19 protein-coding genes are annotated in these 18,068 nt (G+C 43.1%); 14 read left to right on the top strand and 5 right to left on the bottom strand.

The features are described from left to right. The first annotated feature begins 12 nt into the window (after positions 1-12). The 7 genes from RTR76_RS09130 to RTR76_RS09100 all read left to right on the top strand — a co-directional run bounded on the left by RTR76_RS09130 (position 13) and on the right by RTR76_RS09100 (position 7,391). A complete protein-coding gene (locus tag RTR76_RS09130; RefSeq protein WP_312519529.1) occupies positions 13-1,584 on the top strand; it encodes an ABC transporter substrate-binding protein in 1,572 nt (523 codons plus the stop codon). 21 nt (positions 1,585-1,605) lie between these two features. Next, positions 1,606-2,394, top strand: a complete 789-nt coding sequence (locus RTR76_RS09125) for an ABC transporter ATP-binding protein (RefSeq protein ID WP_312519526.1) — start codon at positions 1,606-1,608, stop codon at positions 2,392-2,394. Beyond that, positions 2,384-3,343, top strand: coding sequence for an ABC transporter ATP-binding protein (locus RTR76_RS09120; RefSeq protein WP_312519523.1), 960 nt, complete (start codon positions 2,384-2,386; stop codon positions 3,341-3,343). Before RTR76_RS09125 ends, RTR76_RS09120 begins: the two co-directional genes overlap by 11 nt. A gap of 42 nt (positions 3,344-3,385) precedes the next feature. Further along, positions 3,386-3,898: a GNAT family N-acetyltransferase gene (locus RTR76_RS09115; RefSeq protein ID WP_312519521.1), complete on the top strand. Its 513-nt coding sequence runs from the start codon at positions 3,386-3,388 to the stop codon at positions 3,896-3,898. Between the two features lie 36 nt (positions 3,899-3,934). Continuing rightward, entirely contained in the window at positions 3,935-5,260 is a 1,326-nt protein-coding gene (locus RTR76_RS09110; protein WP_312519518.1) for an S-layer homology domain-containing protein, read from the top strand. Further along, entirely contained in the window at positions 5,260-6,597 is a 1,338-nt protein-coding gene (locus tag RTR76_RS09105) for an MATE family efflux transporter (RefSeq protein ID WP_312519515.1), read from the top strand. Before RTR76_RS09110 ends, RTR76_RS09105 begins: the two co-directional genes overlap by 1 nt. Positions 6,598-6,824: 227 nt before the next feature. After that, the gene (locus tag RTR76_RS09100) at positions 6,825-7,391 is read left to right on the top strand and encodes a hypothetical protein (protein ID WP_312519512.1); all 567 of its coding nucleotides are present in this window, start codon (positions 6,825-6,827) and stop codon (positions 7,389-7,391) included. Between the two features lie 85 nt (positions 7,392-7,476). Here the strand turns inward: RTR76_RS09100 and RTR76_RS09095 are convergent, their stop codons facing one another. Beyond that, the gene (locus tag RTR76_RS09095; protein ID WP_312519508.1) at positions 7,477-7,953 is read right to left on the bottom strand and encodes a hypothetical protein; all 477 of its coding nucleotides are present in this window, start codon (positions 7,951-7,953) and stop codon (positions 7,477-7,479) included. An 86-nt stretch (positions 7,954-8,039) separates the two neighbouring features. Further along, entirely contained in the window at positions 8,040-8,741 is a 702-nt protein-coding gene (locus RTR76_RS09090; protein WP_312519505.1) for a phenylalanine--tRNA ligase beta subunit-related protein, read from the bottom strand. 193 nt (positions 8,742-8,934) lie between these two features. On the opposite strand from RTR76_RS09090, the gene RTR76_RS09085 reads away from it, so the two are divergent. The 3 genes from RTR76_RS09085 to RTR76_RS09075 all read left to right on the top strand — a co-directional run bounded on the left by RTR76_RS09085 (position 8,935) and on the right by RTR76_RS09075 (position 10,654). Beyond that, positions 8,935-9,828 (top strand): LysR family transcriptional regulator, encoded by an 894-nt coding sequence (locus tag RTR76_RS09085; protein WP_312519502.1) that lies wholly within the window; start codon positions 8,935-8,937, stop codon positions 9,826-9,828. Between the two features lie 256 nt (positions 9,829-10,084). Next, positions 10,085-10,348 carry a hypothetical protein gene (locus RTR76_RS09080; RefSeq protein ID WP_312519499.1) on the top strand — a complete coding sequence of 88 codons (264 nt, stop codon included), beginning with the start codon at positions 10,085-10,087 and terminating at the stop codon, positions 10,346-10,348. Between the two features lie 3 nt (positions 10,349-10,351). Further along, the gene (locus tag RTR76_RS09075) at positions 10,352-10,654 is read left to right on the top strand and encodes a spore coat protein (protein WP_312519496.1); all 303 of its coding nucleotides are present in this window, start codon (positions 10,352-10,354) and stop codon (positions 10,652-10,654) included. Positions 10,655-10,704: 50 nt separating this feature from the next. Here the strand turns inward: RTR76_RS09075 and cooS are convergent, their stop codons facing one another. Further along, the gene (cooS, locus tag RTR76_RS09070; protein WP_312519493.1) at positions 10,705-12,834 is read right to left on the bottom strand and encodes an anaerobic carbon-monoxide dehydrogenase catalytic subunit; all 2,130 of its coding nucleotides are present in this window, start codon (positions 12,832-12,834) and stop codon (positions 10,705-10,707) included. Positions 12,835-13,032: 198 nt separating this feature from the next. On the opposite strand from cooS, the gene RTR76_RS09065 reads away from it, so the two are divergent. From RTR76_RS09065 to RTR76_RS09055, 3 genes are all read left to right on the top strand, one after another. Next, positions 13,033-13,716 carry a manganese catalase family protein gene (locus tag RTR76_RS09065; RefSeq protein WP_312519490.1) on the top strand — a complete coding sequence of 228 codons (684 nt, stop codon included), beginning with the start codon at positions 13,033-13,035 and terminating at the stop codon, positions 13,714-13,716. Between the two features lie 133 nt (positions 13,717-13,849). Further along, positions 13,850-14,107 (top strand): GlsB/YeaQ/YmgE family stress response membrane protein, encoded by a 258-nt coding sequence (locus RTR76_RS09060; protein WP_312519487.1) that lies wholly within the window; start codon positions 13,850-13,852, stop codon positions 14,105-14,107. A 345-nt stretch (positions 14,108-14,452) separates the two neighbouring features. Beyond that, positions 14,453-15,643, top strand: coding sequence for an anaerobic nitric oxide reductase flavorubredoxin (locus tag RTR76_RS09055; protein WP_312519485.1), 1,191 nt, complete (start codon positions 14,453-14,455; stop codon positions 15,641-15,643). Positions 15,644-15,774: 131 nt separating this feature from the next. Here the strand turns inward: RTR76_RS09055 and RTR76_RS09050 are convergent, their stop codons facing one another. Further along, positions 15,775-16,167 carry a hypothetical protein gene (locus RTR76_RS09050; RefSeq protein WP_312519482.1) on the bottom strand — a complete coding sequence of 131 codons (393 nt, stop codon included), beginning with the start codon at positions 16,165-16,167 and terminating at the stop codon, positions 15,775-15,777. 373 nt (positions 16,168-16,540) lie between these two features. On the opposite strand from RTR76_RS09050, the gene RTR76_RS09045 reads away from it, so the two are divergent. Continuing rightward, positions 16,541-17,185, top strand: coding sequence for a hypothetical protein (locus tag RTR76_RS09045; RefSeq protein ID WP_312519480.1), 645 nt, complete (start codon positions 16,541-16,543; stop codon positions 17,183-17,185). Between the two features lie 101 nt (positions 17,186-17,286). Here RTR76_RS09045 and RTR76_RS09040 read toward each other — a convergent pair whose 3' ends face one another. Then, positions 17,287-18,012 carry a methyltransferase domain-containing protein gene (locus RTR76_RS09040; protein ID WP_312519477.1) on the bottom strand — a complete coding sequence of 242 codons (726 nt, stop codon included), beginning with the start codon at positions 18,010-18,012 and terminating at the stop codon, positions 17,287-17,289. Between the last annotated feature and the right edge of the window lie 56 nt (positions 18,013-18,068).

Raw genomic sequence — 18,068 nt, 5'->3', positions numbered from 1 at the left:
GGATGCGATCACTTGAAAAAATTAAAAAAGTTATCTTTGGTACTTATGATAATATGTCTGGCTGCGGTCTTTATAGCGGGGTGCGGCGGCGGTAGTAAGAAGGAAGCTGACACCAAGACTCTGAAAATCGGGGTAACCAACTTTGCGGATTCACTGGAACCAACCGAAAATTACTTTGGCTGGGTTGTTATGCGTTATGGCATTGGAGAAAGTCTGGCTAAATTTGATGAAAAAATGAATGTACAGCCGTGGTTGGCGGAAAGCTGGCAGATCAGCGCAGATCATATGACCTGGACATTTAAAATCAGAGACGGTGTGAAGTTCTCAAATGGCAAGCCGATGGATGCGGCTGCGGTTAAGGCCTCACTGGAAAGAACTTTTGCCAAGAATAAGCGGGCAGTAACGTTTTTTAAGTATAAAGAAATGAAGGCGGAAGGCCAAACTCTTACCATCCTTACAGAAAAACCGGAACCAAATATGTCCGGATTTTTAGCTGATCCACTCTTTTTAATCGTAGATGTAACGGCTGAACCGGCACGGAATTTTGCCAAGGAAGGACCCATAGGCACCGGTCCTTATATGTGCAAGACTTTTGTAAAAGATAAAGCAGTTATGGTAAAAAACACCTATTATTGGGATGGTGAAGTGCCTTATGAGACTGTTGAAATCCCGTCCATAGATGATCCTAATACACGGGCAATGGCGTTGCAGTCCGGCGAGGTCGATATGGCGGTTAATATCGCAGCAGGTGACATTGGCCTTTTTAATGATAAAGCGAAATTTCATGTGGACAGAATTGCCTCACTGCGCACGGTATTGGCCCGGATTAATCAAAATGGCGTTCTAGGTGATCCAAAAGTTCGTGCGGCGTTTATTAGTGCCTTGGACAGAAAAGTGTACAATGAGGTAATTCTCAAGGGGACCTTTATTGAAGGTAAGGCTCCTGTGCCTCCTTCAATGGATTATGGTTTTGATCAGCTCAAGGATCCCAACAGCTACAATATCGAACGGGCTAAGCAGCTCTTGGCCGAAGCGGGCTGGAAGGATGCTGACGGAGACGGTATTTTAGAAAAAGACGGCAAGAAGCTTACGGTAGATTTTGTTGTATACAACAGCCGTGCCGAACTGCCAATTTATGCAGAAGCTGTGCAGTCTGATGCCAAGAAAGTCGGCTTTGATGTAAAAATAAAGACTGTAGACTATAACTTGATCGATAAAATGGGAATAAACGGCGATTATGGCCTTCTGATTTCAAATATTACGACTGCCAATACTGGCGATCCGGAGATCTTCTTGAATTGGTACTGGAAAACGAATACAAATGGCGATAATCCGCAGAACGGCTCCGGTTACAGCAATCCTGCACTGGACGCGAAGTTAGCTGAACTATCCACAACGTTCGATCGCCAACAGCGTCGTCAACTAATGATTGATGCTCAGCAAATTATTATGAACGACGGAGCGGCTCTGTTCCTGGGGTATCCGGAAACAAACATCATCAGTTCAACCTCAATTGCAGGCGCTCAAATGTATCCGTCCGATTATTATTGGCTGACCAATAAGATTAAACCCGCTAAAAAATAACACACGCGAAGGAGAACTGAAATGTTACTAGAAGTATCGGAGCTTTCAGTATCCTATGGGGAACGTGAAATCGTCCGTAATGTAAATATATCGCTTGATGAGGGAGAAGTCCTTGCGATTGTAGGCGAAAGTGGCAGTGGCAAGACAACGGTTATCCGAGCAGTTCTTGGCTGCCTGCCGCATGAAGGCCGTGTAAGCGGTGGGAAGATTTTCTTTGAAGATAAAAATCTATTGGAAAATACCCCTGCCGAGTGGAGCCGTCTCTGTGGAACAAAGATCACGATGGTTTTTCAGGACAGCGGCAGCATCCTTGACCCTATTGCCCGTATCGGTGACCAGTTCGTCGAATATATTCGTGAACATTCGGCGCTGACCAAAAAAGAAGCAGTTAAGGCTGCAGAAGATATGCTCAGAAAAATGCACTTGCCTAATACAGAAAACATCATGAAAAGCTATCCCTTTGAACTGAGCGGCGGTATGCGTCAGCGTGTTGGAGTGGCAATGGCGATGTTTTTTAAACCGCGGCTTCTGCTGGCAGATGAACCTACATCAGCTCTGGATGTAACAACGCAGGCCCAGGTAGTAAAAGAAATGATGGAGATTTGCCAGCAAGATCAAACGGCAATTATCATTGTTACCCATAATATCGGTGTGGCAGCTTATATGGCAGATAAGCTGATTGTCATGCAAAATGGAGAGATCGTAGAATCGGGTAGAACCGATGAGATTATCGCACGGCCACAGTCGGCGTACACGAGAGAACTTTTGGATGCGGTGCCGCAGGTTGGAGGGAAGCGTTATGTCAGCTGACAAGGAGACGATTTTAACCATCGAGCATGTTGTAAAACAATTTCCCGTGAGTAACGGGTGTCTGCTGACAGCCTGTAATGATGTTTCGTTATCGCTGTATCAGGGGGAAACGCTTGGCATTGTTGGCGAAAGCGGCTGCGGTAAAAGTACGCTTATTAAACTAATCATGCAGCTTCACGCGACGACAAGTGGAGCTATCTGCTTTCAGGGAGAGGATCTTACAAAGCTTAAGGGAGAGCGTATGCGGCAAAGCCGGCGGCATATTCAGATGGTGTTTCAGGATCCGTCGCAAGCCTTTAATCCAAAGATGAAGATAAAAAATATCCTTTGCGAGCCGCTGCGCAACTTTAATCTGATAAAGGACCGCGACACAGGCAAAAAGGCAGAAGAACTTTTACGTATGGTGGAGCTGCCGGAAGATTTTGCCGACCGATATCCCAGCAACATGAGCGGTGGGCAGCGTCAGCGCATCGGGATTGCCCGAGCGCTGGCGCTTGAACCGGAGATTCTCGTTTGCGATGAGGCTACTAGTGCGCTGGATGTATCGGTGCAGAAAAAGATTATTGAGCTGCTTGTCAGAATTCAGCGGGAAAAGAATTTGTCTATGATATTTATCTGTCATGACTTGGCATTAGTATCGCAAATAAGCCATCGAATTGCGGTCATGTATCTTGGTAATATCGTCGAGGTGCTTGCGGGGGACATGCTCAATGAAGCAAAGCATCCTTATACCAAGGCGTTGCTGCAGGCAGTTTTCCCGGTAACGAAAAAAGAAGGCACAGTGGTCAGACCTCTGGAGGGCGAAATACCAAGCCCGCTTGACTTACCTCCAGGTTGCCCTTTTCAAAGCAGATGCCCGGAAAGTATAGCAAAATGCAGACAAGAAAAACCGGTACTGGAAGAGCTTTGGCCAGGCCACAGCGCTGCCTGTCATTTATTAAAGCGTTAGCTCACCAAGGTACACTATTCAGCAGGATATGAAAGGAAGGTTATGATGGAAACTAGTAATATTTTAATTCGCAAAGTTGACAATAATGATATTGCCAGTGTACAAAATTTCTTGCTGGGACAACTGCAGGACCTCTTTTGTAAAGATGGTCAAAGTGCTGTTACCGATGATGTATTAGGACTGGCAAAGCTATACATTGAGCCTGTCCGCAATCAAATGTGGGCAGCATTTTCTCCTGACGGCACTGTTGTAGGAACAATCGCGATTAGTGAGTATAATGACCGGATTACTGTGTTCAAAGGTCGCTATCCTGCAGGAACAACGGCGGAAGTGGGGCGCTGCTATATTGATAAGACGCTTAGACGCCAGGGGATTGGCTCCAGTCTGCTTACAATAGCAGAGGCTTTTTGCCGTGAACAGGGCTACCGGATGATATATCTGCATACGCATCACTTTCTGCCGGGAGGCTTTTACTTCTGGCAAAGCCGGGGCTTTGTCATTACTCTTGATGAAGGCGGTTCTTATGAACTGGTTCATATGGAGAAACCGGTATAGCTGTAGTAGTTATTAAGCTGATTGAGGAGAGATTTTATGAAAAAGAAGATAGCATTAGCGCTTGGAGCTGCTTTCAGCATGAGTGTAGCAGGGACGGTACTGGCTGCACCGGCTAATTTATTTGCGGTGGTTCCTGAGCATCACTGGACATACAGTGCAGTTGGTCAATTGGCTAAAGAAGGTATAGTGGAAGGCTTCGGCGGCAGCACTTACAGGGAAGACGTGATGCTGACCCGTGTAGAAATGGCGGCTATTGTTGCTAAAGCCATTGCCAAAGCAGATAAAGCGGGTAGCGAAGAACAGGAAGTAATTAAAAAGCTGCAGGCTGAATTTTCACCAGAGCTCAATATGGGTGGTACGGACAATACCGAACAGCGCCTGGCCAAATTGGAAAAAGGCAAGTCATCCGTGAAAATTAGCGGTGATGCAAGGCTGCGCTATCAAAGTAACTGGGCGCAGGGAGCTACAGATCAAAGTAAAAAGACACCAACTCGGATGGAGGAGCGGGTGCGGCTGAATCTCTCTTCAGAGGTTGCAGAAAATATTACTTTGTTTGGTCGCCTAACAGCAACAAATACATCTAATAAACGCGGTGTAGATAAGTCATTCAAGACTTCAACTACGAATTCACCAACTTTTGATCGGGCAGAATTCCAATGGAAAAATAAAGAGACTGCTGTTTCGGCAGGCCGCATTTTGCCTTCTTTAGGCCAAGGTCTCTTATGGGATTACAACTCAGTTGATGGAGTAATGGCTACCTATAATTTCGATAAGGTTCAGCTATCGGCTGGGTATGGGGATTTAGCTGCTTATACGTACACGGATAACTTAAGCACAAGAAACGCATTTCTAGCCAATATCAAGATACAAGCAGGACCTGCTACCAGTGTTACAATCGCGCATTTGAATACCATGACTAACGATGTTGCTAACTATAACTTAGAACAGAACGCAATCGGCTTTACAACAAAGACCGGTGATTTCACGGTTACTGGTGAGTATGTGAAAAACAGTGACAACAAGTTGAACGCGGAGGCCCAGGATCATGGTTACTGGGGACGGCTGCTCTGGAAGGGAATTGACAACAGCAAACCCGGCACTTTCGGAATTAGCCTTGACTATCTGAGCCTTGGCAACTATGCGGTGGATTCCACGAATAATCCCAGCACATTGGTTGTAAGCGGCGGTAATGGCCTTGGTGGCGACGGTGCCAAAGGCTACGGTTTTGGTGCTCAATATGTGTTTGCAAAAAATGCTAATGTTGAAGCCCGTTACTATAACCTGAAGCCTTATGATCAGGGAAAATCAACCTTTAGCAGCTATAAGGATTCTTACCACTTAATCGGTAACTTCAAATTCTAATGGCAAAGGTTTCAGCTGTCACGTGGGCTGATCATAAACGCTTTCTGAATTTGGCCTTACCGTTGACAATGATTTCGCTTTCCACTCCCTTGCTGGGCGTAGTGGATACTGCAATTATGGGCAGACTGCCACAGGCCTCATATATTGGCGGTGTTTCTATTGGTGTTCTAATTTTCAATACACTTTACTGGCTGCTGGGCTTCTTGCGCGTCAGTACCTCTGGCTTCAGTGCGCAGGCAAGCGGACTCAGAGAAACGCAGATAAGTTCCCTGGCACTGTTTAGGCCGCTGGTGCTAGCACTGATCATGGGATCGCTGATGGTGCTCTTCCAGCAACAGGTGAAGGATGCCGCCTTTGCTTTGATGTCACCGAATAAAACCGTTTGGGCGGTCGTCAGCATGTATTATGACATCCGGGTATGGGGAGCTCCCTTTGCTTTGGCTAACTATGTCATTGCCGGCTGGCTAATGGGAATGGCCAAGGTAAAACTGTCACTATACCTGCAGGTGACAATGAATGTTCTTAACATGATACTGGCTGTATATTTTGTCGCCGGGCTCGGCATGTCGGCTGACGGTGTTGCAACGGCGACGCTCATAGCCGAAGTCGGTTCTGCTTTTATTGGGATGGCGCTGATTGCCCGAAGCGGGCTGATCAACATGGCAAGCTTGTCGGTCAAAAGTATAATTGACTCTACCGCGCTTGTAAAAATGATGAAGGTAAACTGCGACTTGTTTATCCGCACAGCTTGTCTGCTAGCAGTATTTAACTACTTTGCCGTTTATGGCCTTCGTTATGGTGATACTATTTTGGCGGCAAACGCTGTATTGCTTCAGCTTCACTATGTAATTGCCTATTTTCTCAGCGGGTTTTCCAATACCGCCACTGTTTTTGTCGGCCAAGCAATGGGAGAAAGAAACGGGCTTTTGTTTTCAAAGACAGTTACTTTAACTGCCCTCTGGGGAGGCGGCATGGCAATATTGTTGTCTGTTACCGTACTATTCCTGCAGGGGCCGCTGATCGCGGTATTTACAACATTGCCGGATGTTCAAAAGATTGCTTACCAGTATTGTTATTGGATTGCTGCATTCCCGCTAGCTGCCTTTTGGGGCTTGCAGCTCTACGGGATTTTTGTGGGAGCTACGGAATCCGCTCCGATCCGCAATTCTATGATTTACTCTCTGCTAGCGTATTTTTTAATTTTGTGGTTCCTGGTACCATATCTGCAAAACCATGGAGTATGGTTAGCCTTTATTGTATTCAGTTTGGGAAGATCGCTGTTTTTGTGGCCTTATTTACCCCGGCTGAGTAGAAAGATCACTGGTAATGCAGCGTAAGCAGTGCTTGGAGATCGACCTTTGGGATATACGCAAGAAGAGGTTGCTTGAATGGGTTTAGCCATTTCAAGCAACCTCTTTTTATGATTAACCCTACTTGCCTTTTCCCCAGGGGAATACAATCAATATGAAATTACTTCTAAAGTACGATCATGATACCATATATCACCTTGTGCGTGTCCAAAACATAAAATGGCATATAAGGGTATTCAAAGGGGGAGGTTTATGTGCCAGAATTTTATCACAGCGACGACTGCTGCTTGAGCGAACGGGAAATCTACTTGCGGGATTGTTTCCGCCTTCTGTGGTCGCAGCACGTTTACTGGACGCGGATGGTTATTATGGGGATTGTTTATGATTTGCCTGATTTAGAGCAAACTACCAACCGGCTTCTGCGTAACGCACCTGATTTTGGGAGAGTTTTTAATCACTTCTATGGAAATAGAGCGGCTGCTGAGTTTGAGCGCCTGATAACAGATCATTTGGTTATTGCGGCAGAGCTTGTGAAAGCAGCAAAAGCCGGTGATAGTACGGCGGCGGCGAATGCAGAAAAAAGATGGTATGAAAATGCAGAACAAATCGCTTGCTTTCTAAATCATATTAATCCCAATTGGTCTGTAAGCGATATGAAGCAGATGTGGTTTACACATTTGGCCTTAACAAAAAAAGAAGCTGTAACCATGCTCAATAAGGATTACGCGAAGAGTATTGCAATATTTAACAGAATCGAAAAAGAAGCGTTAATGATGGCTGACGAATTTTCCAACGGTATCATGTGTCAGTTTGCGATTTGATGCTTTTAACAGCGGCCTGTAGCTCAAAGTCCTGACTTGCTAGCAAGTCAGGACTTTTCGTGAGCGGCCATAGATGATGCCTAACTCAAAATTTCTTTTTCAGTAGTAACTGATAATCGCTATTCGAGTTATCGGGATCTTTTTCAATTTCAATAGTCCGGTCGTTTTTCTCATCTAACTGAATATTGACGACGCCGCGCTTCACATTTACGCCTGGCATAACTTGAAAGCCTTTTTTCTCTTCCCGCTTAATGGACATAGTATGACTAGACAAATCGGTTGAATTGTCGTCTGCAATACCTTGCTTATCCGAAGAATGGCGTTGTGAGCCGATTGGTTGCTGTTCAGCACTTGGCGTCTGTGGGAGAGCAGGAACTTCTGGAGTGCTGTGAGTCGAAGCGCCAGCTGGCAGAGGCATTGTTACAGGTGGCAGAGCAGGCAATTCGGCAGGCGGTTTGCTAACATAACGGTAACCCACCCAAGCCAGCAAAACGAAAATACATAAAAGTATGCTTCCGATAATCGGTTTCTTCTTTGGCCTTTTTTCCTGCCTTACTTCCATAACGTCTCTCAAGCCTTTCTTTGCAAAGCCGCACTTTATTTCTATGACTATTATATACTAGAATCCACTCGGCATTCTATTGAAAATTAGAACTCAATACATCTATTGTTCTGATCAACAAGATATCGCTTACAAGTGCCCCCGAATCTGTCTATAATCAAACGTTCAATTTCTTCCATTGCTTTGTTGAGGCTGGCGCCCTTATCATCCTCAAAACCGACTAATTGAAAAAAGAGATCTTTACTGTTGATGGTGGTTTTTCCTAATTCACTTTGACGCCAAATCCACTTTCTCGTTTGCACCTTATTCCCACTCGTAAAAACAAGCTCACCTAGATCTACTGTTTCATATTCGGTGGCACCAAAAGGAAGAAATAAGTCTCCTTCCTTAGCGAAGCGTACCTCCAAATCTTCGTGTATATCTGCTAAATCGTGTGCTCCTAATGATATCATCTGTTCAACAGAAATGGCATTACATAGATCAACTAAGGCATTAATCGCCGGTAAGGAGGTGCCCTTAATAATTCTTTTAAACATTGCTTCCACAGAGGGCGGGTATTTGTTAGGATTTATACCTGCATTAGTCATGATTGACCGGTATAGTGAAATGTTGAGGAGCTCCCTCACCTGGGAATCCTGATAGCTTTCGCGCATCTTTTCCTCTGCTTCCCGTAATCTGGCTTGATCATAGGGCGTTGTCTCTGAATTCTTTAGGGATTTACCTACCAGTATACCAAATTTAATGTTTGGATTGATTTCAAAAACTGATGGATCTACTGAATAACGCATAAAAACCTCCTAGTAAATCAACTTATTTTGTCTGCATACCTATTCTGATTTTTGTTAGCTTGTACGAAATGTTTTGCTTTTTGTTTGGTTATATTGTAGCGATACAGTTGCAAAGTGTATAGCGACACTTTATACTACATGTGTGAGAGAATTTCATATATTTTGAATACGAAATTTCATATATTGAGGAATTATGGATGCTAAAAAAATACAAATATTATTAAGTTCATTAAAATCGGGCAGCCTTTTAAAGGCTGCAGACAGTCTGGGATATACACCGTCTGGCTTAACTCATATGATGGACAGCCTCGAAAAAGATATAGGCATTACAATACTTAACCGAGGCCGATTTGGTATTTGCCTTACGGCAGAAGGAGAAAAGCTGCTGCCCTTGCTGGAGGCGTTTGCCGCTGCCGAACAGAGAATCCGCAATGAAGTGCGCAGCTTAAAAAGCCGGCGGCAGGATATTATACGGATAGGAGCCTATGCCAGCGTAGCACGTAATTGGCTTCCGGCGCTTCTGAGCGGGTTTTATCTGGAGCATCCCAACGTAAGTATAGAAACGGTAGTATTGGGTAGAGAAGAGCTATACGATGCCTTGATAAAAAGAGAAGTCGATATGATCTTTGTTTGCAGTGGGACAGAATGCAAGCACGAGTTTATTCCTCTGGCTAAGGATTACTACCGGGCGGTGTTACCACTAGGATATCCTACTGCACAAGAAACAATTTTTGAGCTGAAAGAATTTGAAGGCGCTCCATTCATCATGCCGTCGTTTATGAAGGATATTGATGTGCGAAAGGCATTGGAGACAAATGATGTTTCGATTAAAATGCTCGCTGCTTCAGCCGATGATCCGGTCGTGCTAAGCATGGTTGCGGGTGGACTAGGGATCAGTATGCTTTCCGATTTGGTCCTGCGGGGAACGTCGGAAAAAGTAAAAATTATGCCCGTCCAGCCGAATGTATACCGGATATTGGGGATTGCTGTCTGCTCATTGCAGGCTCTTACTCCGATTGAAAGGAATTTTGTAGCATATGTAAAGCGGCATAATTTGTTCGAAAAAAACAAAAAATTCCCCTACTAAAATAACAACTCATTGCATATTCGTGATGAGTTGTTATTTTAGTTATGAGGTAATTTGGCGTAAGCGCAGTTGCAGGTTACTGGGAATGCCATATTGGCGCGAGACATTGAAGCAGGGGGACTTACATTTAATTCCAAAGTGGATGAAAATAACCTAGAAATTTATGCCAATCTTATTTAATAGTAGTAATATTTATTAATAGTTTTGAGAACTATAACAAAATAGATTAGTATTTGGAAAGGGGATTAAGTCAAACATGCGTCAATTAACTGCAGTAGAGGTGTTATCGCTGACCAAACTTCTAGAGATGGAGTCTAATGCCTTAACGGTAGCTCAAGCAAGCTTGATGGCTGTATCAGATGAGCAATTAAAGACGATGACTCAATCGGGTATCGTTGCTACACAAGCTAGAATTGCTGGGCTTCAGCAATTTGTTTCTGAGAATAAGATTACAGCTGTAGACGCGAGAGTAGCGTCGCACACTCAAGCGCAAGCGCAAAATGCTAATGGGGAGGTATAACAAATGTCATCGTTAATAGGCTCTTTCTTTTCAGGAACTACTGGTGATTCTGCAGATAAAACAATAGCTTATAATGCCACTTCCGGTGCGGCAGCCAATGCCCAAGCCTATTTTACTGCAGCTCTTACCTCAACAACTCCGGAGTTACGTTCATTTCTGAGCGCATATTGTACACAAAGTATGACTGGGCATGAAGCAATGATGAACTATATGATCCAGAAAGACTGGTCGAACCCCTATGATCAGCCAGACAGCCAGTTAGCAAAAGCTGTTCAGGAATCCGCAAACGCTAACAGTGTTCACTGAACTTAAGGATGAAACAGCCGCAAACCTCATAAGGTTTGCGGCTGTTTTGTTTATATTCCTAGTTCGGCACGTTTCTTCTCAATATGATCAACATAAATTTGTACTGTTTTATCCGCACTTGTTTCAACAGTGAGCTTACCTAATCCGAGGGTTTCGGTAGTTTCTGTCAGGGTTTTTACTACAACGTCGCTACCAGTCACTGATGGTACAGGAGCGACATGTACTAACCAGCCTAAAGCAATCGCCGTACAAGCATCGGCTACTGCTTTTTGCTCAAGATACTCAGGCGCACCAATGACAATGGGAAGCATGTTAGTATCAACATCAAGTGTGTCGGCAATTTCCTTTGCTGTTTGTGTCATTTTACCGATATCTACACACGCTCCATAGGATAACACCGGTGGAATTCCTAATGATTTACATACAGCTTTTAAACCAGGGCCTGCTTCATCGGCTGCTTTAGGATCTGCTAAACCAGTGTACTGCATTACTGATGAAGTACATCCACCGGATAAAACTAAAATGTCTTTTTCGATTAAACCTTTCGTTATTCTAAAGATATTACTGCCACCTTGTCCATAACGAGCGGTGGTACAGCCTACGACAGTGGCGATTCCACGAATTTTACCGTCAACAATAGCATCAATTAACGGTTTCCATGAGCCTCCCAAAGCTGCTTTAACAGACTCTGTGCTGAAGCCAATCATACAGTCCGAGACATGGGGTGGAATATATACCTCGCGGTTTTCTGACTTACGCTTTCTATAAGCTTCAATCGCCATAGTAAGAATCTTCTCTGCTTGTTGGCGCATATTTTCCGGTTGAAATTCAACAATTTCGGTATCTGGCATGCGAATTACTTCATGAGTACTTACCATTTTAGTGCCGAAGCGTTTCGCATAAAGCGGGAGTGTCGGAATCGTACAGTTGTAATCGAACATGAAAAGATCAATGGCACCAGTTGCTAGCAGATACTCTTCAGAAAGCCACTCACCTTCCTGACCGGCATAAGCACTCATCTTGCCTGTATCCTCATAGTTCAATAACTGTTGACCCTCACATACATGCCCTAATATTTGAAGACCTGCAGCTCCGGCCTTTTTAGCTTTTTCCTGCCACTCGGGAGTTGAGGCTAATTCAATAACTACATGGGCAGTCAGGGGCATATGACCATTCGTAATAACGTTAATCATATCTTTTTTCAGCAGGCCCATATTTTGTTTAGCCGTACGAATTTTTTGAGTACCCATTAGTATTTCTTGCAGAATATCAAGAGCAAATAGTCCTTGGTATTCATTGATAACTCCTAAACGAACAGATGTCAGTAAAAAGTCAACAGGATCAGCATTTAGATTAGTCATACATTTCGTTTGGGCAAATCCGACCTCACTAAAGCCACCACCCGGGAAAATATTTAACTTTCTCCATAACTCCTGCCGTTTAGGTGGTGCAAAAACTTTAGTCATCTTAGACTCTTCCCAATAAGGTCGACCCATATCTTCAAGAACCCAATTTGCAAAATTAACAGCAACCTTGTTTACGTCCTCATGGCTATTTAGTCCCGCCATTTCAGCATACTTTAAGAGCTTTTCTTTATCTCTAATTTTAAGACCGCTGTTAGGGTTTTCTGCAGCTGCCTTCAAAGTACGGGCGGCCTGCTGAGCGTGAAAAATATTTGCTGAAGTACCTATGGTTACATGGCGATAAACAAAGTTCCGGGCAACCATTACATGAGCGTCGACGCCACAGTTGCCTCGCGGAACCTTAGCGTTAATCCGGCAGGGACCATTAGCGCATAACTGACAGGATAGGCCTTGCGCACAAAAATTACAGCGGATCTTTTCTTGTTGTTCGAAACGGTCAAATACATTTGTAAGTCCTTGCTCATGAACATGTTGATACATTTCACGCATTGCCGGATCAATAATAACATTTAAAGGATATCCATCCTTACCTTGATCGTGAACTTGGATATGTTGGCGTTGCCACTTATGAATTTCTTCCATTGAAGTTGGGGATTTTTCAATATCATAATACTTCTGTGCATTTGCATGTACATCAAAATGCATATTAGGATCATTCGTTCCGCTAGCGTCTCCTTTTCCTGAGATCGATTCCACATCACCAGTACTAGTTTGATCAGTGCTTTTAATCAGTGTATCATTTCCTTGACTCGACATTACACTTCCTCCTAAGACTTACTAATTGTTGTGCTTAGTTTCAGCAATGTACATAGCGAATATTCTTTTTAACTAAAACAATTACGGTTCACCTATTGTATCGGCAGGGAAATCAGTCCGGAAGATCTGTAAAATGCATAAAACAAATGTACAAAGAGAAATATAGCTTAGAAGTTTAAAAAGGGCGGGTGTTTTAACATGTTTAAGCATGAGAAACAGTTACTGAATCCTGTAAGGGTAGAGCGGCCTAATCCAACATATGCAACAATGCTTACTGAACAGCTTGGTGGACCGCAAGGCGAAATGAAAGCAGCGATACAATATATGGCGCAAAGCTTTCGTATAAAAGACCCAGCTATCAAAGACCTCTTTATGGACATTGCATCGGAAGAGTTAAGTCATATGGAAATGGTTGCAACTACTATTAATTTATTGAATGGCCATGATCTTGATACGCAGGGCGTTGGGGCAGGACAAATTGAAAGCCATGTATTAACAGGGCTTAGTCCTGCTTTAACTAATGCTTCAGGTTATCTTTGGACGGCGGCCTATGTCAATGTAACTGGAGATTTGGCGGCGGATTTACTTTCTAACATTGCGGCCGAACAAAGAGCAAAAGTGGTTTATGAATACCTTCACCGGCAAATTGCAGATAAATATGTTCGTGAAACGATTGATTTTTTGTTAAATCGAGAAGAAGCTCATAATACACTTTTCCGCCAGGCCTTTAACCGGATTCAAGGTACAGGCTCCACTCAAGACTGGGGTGTAGATGAAAATGCACGACTTTATTTTGATCTTTCTACTCCAGGCAAATACTTTGATATCAATAATCCACAACCCCCTTCATTTCAAAATCCTGACCCAGGCGTAAAACAATAGTACGTGTAAAAAACACCGCCACACCTCTTGAGGATGGCGGTGTTTTTGTTAGGAAGTAAATAAGCGGCTCTCATTACTCAGTAAGTATGATCAGTGCTGCAGTAGAACATAATATATTTGGAGGTGTTTGAAAATGGGTAGTTTAGTTTGGTCTTTACTTATAGGGGCGATCGCTGGATGGGCAGCAGGAAACATCATGCGTGGTCATGGATTTGGAATATGGGTAGATATTATTGTAGGGATTGTCGGAGCATTTATTGGCGGTTTTGTCTTATCTTTGTTCGGATTTAATTCTTATGGTGTCATTGGACAGCTTATTACAAGCATAATTGGAGCTGTTATTCTTTTGTGGGTTGTCCGTTTGTTCAGTAATAATCAGGCTAAGCCATAGTGTCTGTTGTGTTACACTAGAAAATAATTAAATAAGTCAAGTTAATATTTGATAGTAGGTAGCATGATTAAAATACAATTTCAACTATAAAATCCTGCCATTATTTGCATAAATAGGGCAGGATTTTATAGTTTATAAGAAAATGTACTAGTTAGTTGGTTAGGCTGTATTTTGTGATTTATGTCAAAAAATAACTACTCCTATCTGTTATAATAATAAATAGATAAAATTGCCGTTAGAAGCAGATGCAAAGCCTGATAGTGTGTTTTTATAACCGCCGGGCGGCTGATGGGCAGGTATAACAGGTCTAGAGCAAGTCAGCTTATATAAAGGAGGAAGTTAACGATGAGCTTTAAGGTGACAGATAATGTGACATGGGTAGGAAAGATTGACTGGGAATTAAAGAAATTCCATGGGGAAGAGTATTCCACACATAAGGGATCAACCTATAACTCCTATCTTATTCGCGATGAAAAAACTGTTCTAATTGATACTATATGGCTGCCGTTTGCCAGAGAATTTGTGGACAATCTACGGAAAGAAATATCATTGGAAAGCATCGATTATATCGTTATCAATCACGGTGAGGTGGATCACAGCGGTGCATTGACCGAACTAATGAAGTATATCCCCGATACGCCAATTTACTGTACTGCCAATGGAGTAAAATCATTAAAAGGCCAGTATCATCAGGACTGGAATTTTAAGGTAGTAAAAACGGGCGATAAGCTGAATCTCGGCTCCAGGGAATTAATCTTTGTTGAGGCGCCAATGCTGCATTGGCCGGATACCATGATGTGCTATTTAACTGGAGACAACCTATTATTCAGCAATGACGGATTCGGTCAGCATTACGCTTCTGAGTATATGTTTAACGATCTAGTTGATCAGGCTGAGCTTAATCAGGAATGTATGAAGTACTATGCCAATATCCTCACTCCGTTCAGCCGCATGGTTGAGCGTAAAATTAAGGAGATTGTCGGATTAAACCTGCCGGTGAATATGATATGCCCCAGCCATGGTGTAATCTGGCGGGATAATCCATTGCAGATTGTAACCCGGTATTTAGAGTGGGCAGCCGATTATCAGGAAAACCAAATTACGGTTTTTTACGATACCATGTGGGATGGGACCCGGAAGATGGCAGAGGCGATTACTGAAGGTCTCAAACAGGCGGATGCCAGTGTCAATATTAAGCTCTACAATACGGCCCGACGTGACAAGAATGATATTATTACGGAAATTTTCAAATCAAAAGCTATTTTAGTCGGTTCGCCTACTGTAAATAAAGGGATTTTATCCTCAGTGGCCGGTCTGATGGAAGAGGTCAAAGGACTGGGCTTTAAAAATAAGAAAGCAGCTGCTTTTGGCGCTTACGGCTGGAGCGGGGAATCAGTTAAAGTTCTTAATGAGCTGCTGAAAGAAAGCGGTTTCACTCTAGTCAACGATGGGCTTAAGGGGTTATGGAACCCGGATGAAAAGACAGCCGGAGAGTGTGTTCAGTTTGGAAAAACGTTTATAGAAACTCTTCGGTAAAGCATAAAAAAGCAGCGTGGCGGACGTGATTCTTGAGCCTACGGGACATCCATTTTGTTTTGTGGACAAAAATAAGCAGGACCTAAAGCGTATTAAGGCTTTAGGTCCTTTCGTTATATATACTTCAATTTCTAGCTTTTAACCTGTCTAATTCTATCCCGTTCCGGGTTTAGTAACGGTCGTCCGCAGCCGCCTCCAAACATCGGATATTTCTTAGATGCTTCTGCGTTGCTAATCGTTTCATATTGGGAACAGCGATATGTACTGTATTCGGAAAACACCTCTGCTACTTCCAAATAAGAACATTGATGAGCAGCCTCATCCCATTTTCCATACATGCAAGGCATTTCTTTACAGCAGTAACCGCACTGGTAACAATCTTGATTGCTGAATGCAGCCGCCGCTTTCTTCGATGTATTTCGTAAGACGGTGCGTCCTTCTTGTATATAATCACCCAATAGCTGTTCAGAACCTCCATCAAACATCAACCCTAAGCACATGAGCGTAATTAATGCTCTATTCATCCTAGCCTTCTTCCTAGCTTGCAAACCAGCTTGTTTTTTATATCCTTGAGTAATATACCACTTTGTGTATAACCGGAAAAGCTTCATTTTGTAAGCTAAATAGAGGGAAAAGCAAGTCTGACATTATTAAAGTAAAATATGAAATCCAGACGCAAAATAGGATTGATTTACTCCATGAAGCTTTAGTTTTGAAAAAAACGGCTGTATTTCTAAGCTTTCCATTTGGTGTAAGCGTATCGTAGGCCACTGAAGCCTATAAAAGTGTTACTTTCTTTGGTGAAAATATAAAACATTGAGACATACGTAAGTGCAGGATACAAAAACACAGGGCTGGACAAAATAAATTCAGCAGTTAGCGAGGGGGCGGAAGCCTGTGATTACGAATGAGCATCTTATGCAAACCTCAGAGTACTTAGATAAAATAGTTATGGATAAATGGTTGTCAGAGCAGTTTCTTTCGCCGGTATGGATAGGGATATTTTTCTTTGTTGTTTTTACATACGTTTTATTTTTCTACTTAGCAGATAAAAAGCGATTGGTAGAGATATTACTTTTTGGTTCTTTAGTGGCCGTAGCATTTTCCATATATGATTCTATTGGTGAACTTATCGGACTGTGGGCAACGTTTTTTAGGATGGTTCCCTTACAACAGAACTTTTTCATGAGCGATTTGACCATAATACCCCTGTATGCTATGCTGGTTTACCAGTATACAAAATCCTGGAAGACGTTCTTTATAGGAACGGTTGTTTGGGCAGGCCTGATTGCTTTTGTATTTTACTATCTCATCCTGAATAGATTAAATGTTTTTATCTATCTAAGCCCTATCGGGCCATATCTAGATTTTGTTTTCTTAATCCTTACCGGCTTGATTGCGCGGGGAATTCTAGTCGTCCTTTTAAATATTGCAATACAGCAGGGCAATCTTGCTCCTAAGGCGTCGCTTGCCAGGCTCATAGCTGCACCGGCACTGAAGCACTCCAATGACAATAGTGATGATGACAACAGAAAGAGTTAATGAAAGCTCCTGTGATATCTACATAAATATTACAGGAGCTTTTCTTTTTAATAGGAATTATAACTAGTAATAGTTGCAGCAATGCTGGTCTTGCAGTAACATCATATGGCTTTAGCAATCAGCTGAATAAGATTAAAATATCTCCCGCCCTCAGCCTCCATCATTTTGATGTCTTCAGCCACAATGGGGTGGTAACCGGTCAGCCATTCTTTCCATGCCTGGCTGCAGCAGGACATTTCGCGGCTGACCACCATTTCAATGCCTTCGGACCTCTTCCATAAATCTTTCCACCAGTCAAGAGAGTGCAGCGTTCTTTCCATCTCGCTATTCCAAAACGGCTGCATATCATCGGGAACATTTTTCCCGAATTCGTATGTTAAGCCGGGAATCGCCACGGCGATATAGCCGCCCTTTTTCACAAAAGGAATGAGCGACGGGAGCATTTGAGCCGTATCACCGAAATAATGGTAAGCGTCCACCGTAAACAACAGATCAAAGTACCCATTTGCGAAAGGTAAGCCTTTGGTCGCGTCTGCGGAGATCGGAACGGCTTTATCGTCAATCCCGATAGATTTGAAACGCTCATAGTTTTCGGTTGGGGAAATCCACAAGTCGGCGGCGAAAACTTTTGCGCCATATTTCTGTGTCAGCAAAAGCGTGGAAAGACCGCAGCCACAACCGAGGTCAAGTATCCGCATATTCTCATTGACGTTTAGGCATGACGCTAATTCTTCTGCTACGCGCATGGCATTAGGCCCCATCATTGTAGCTTTCAAAAACTTCAGGTTACTCTGACTGGAAATGAATTGATTTGTGAACGTATACATCGTATTCTTCCTCCGTTAATTGTTTAGCTTGCTGCTATACATCAACTATAGTAGTT

This window comes from Anaerospora sp., assembly GCF_032013335.1.
Lineage (GTDB): Bacteria > Bacillota > Negativicutes > Sporomusales > DSM-15969 > Anaerospora.
Note: the sequence above shows the minus strand (reverse complement) of the source record. Positions and strands in the feature narration are given on the sequence as shown.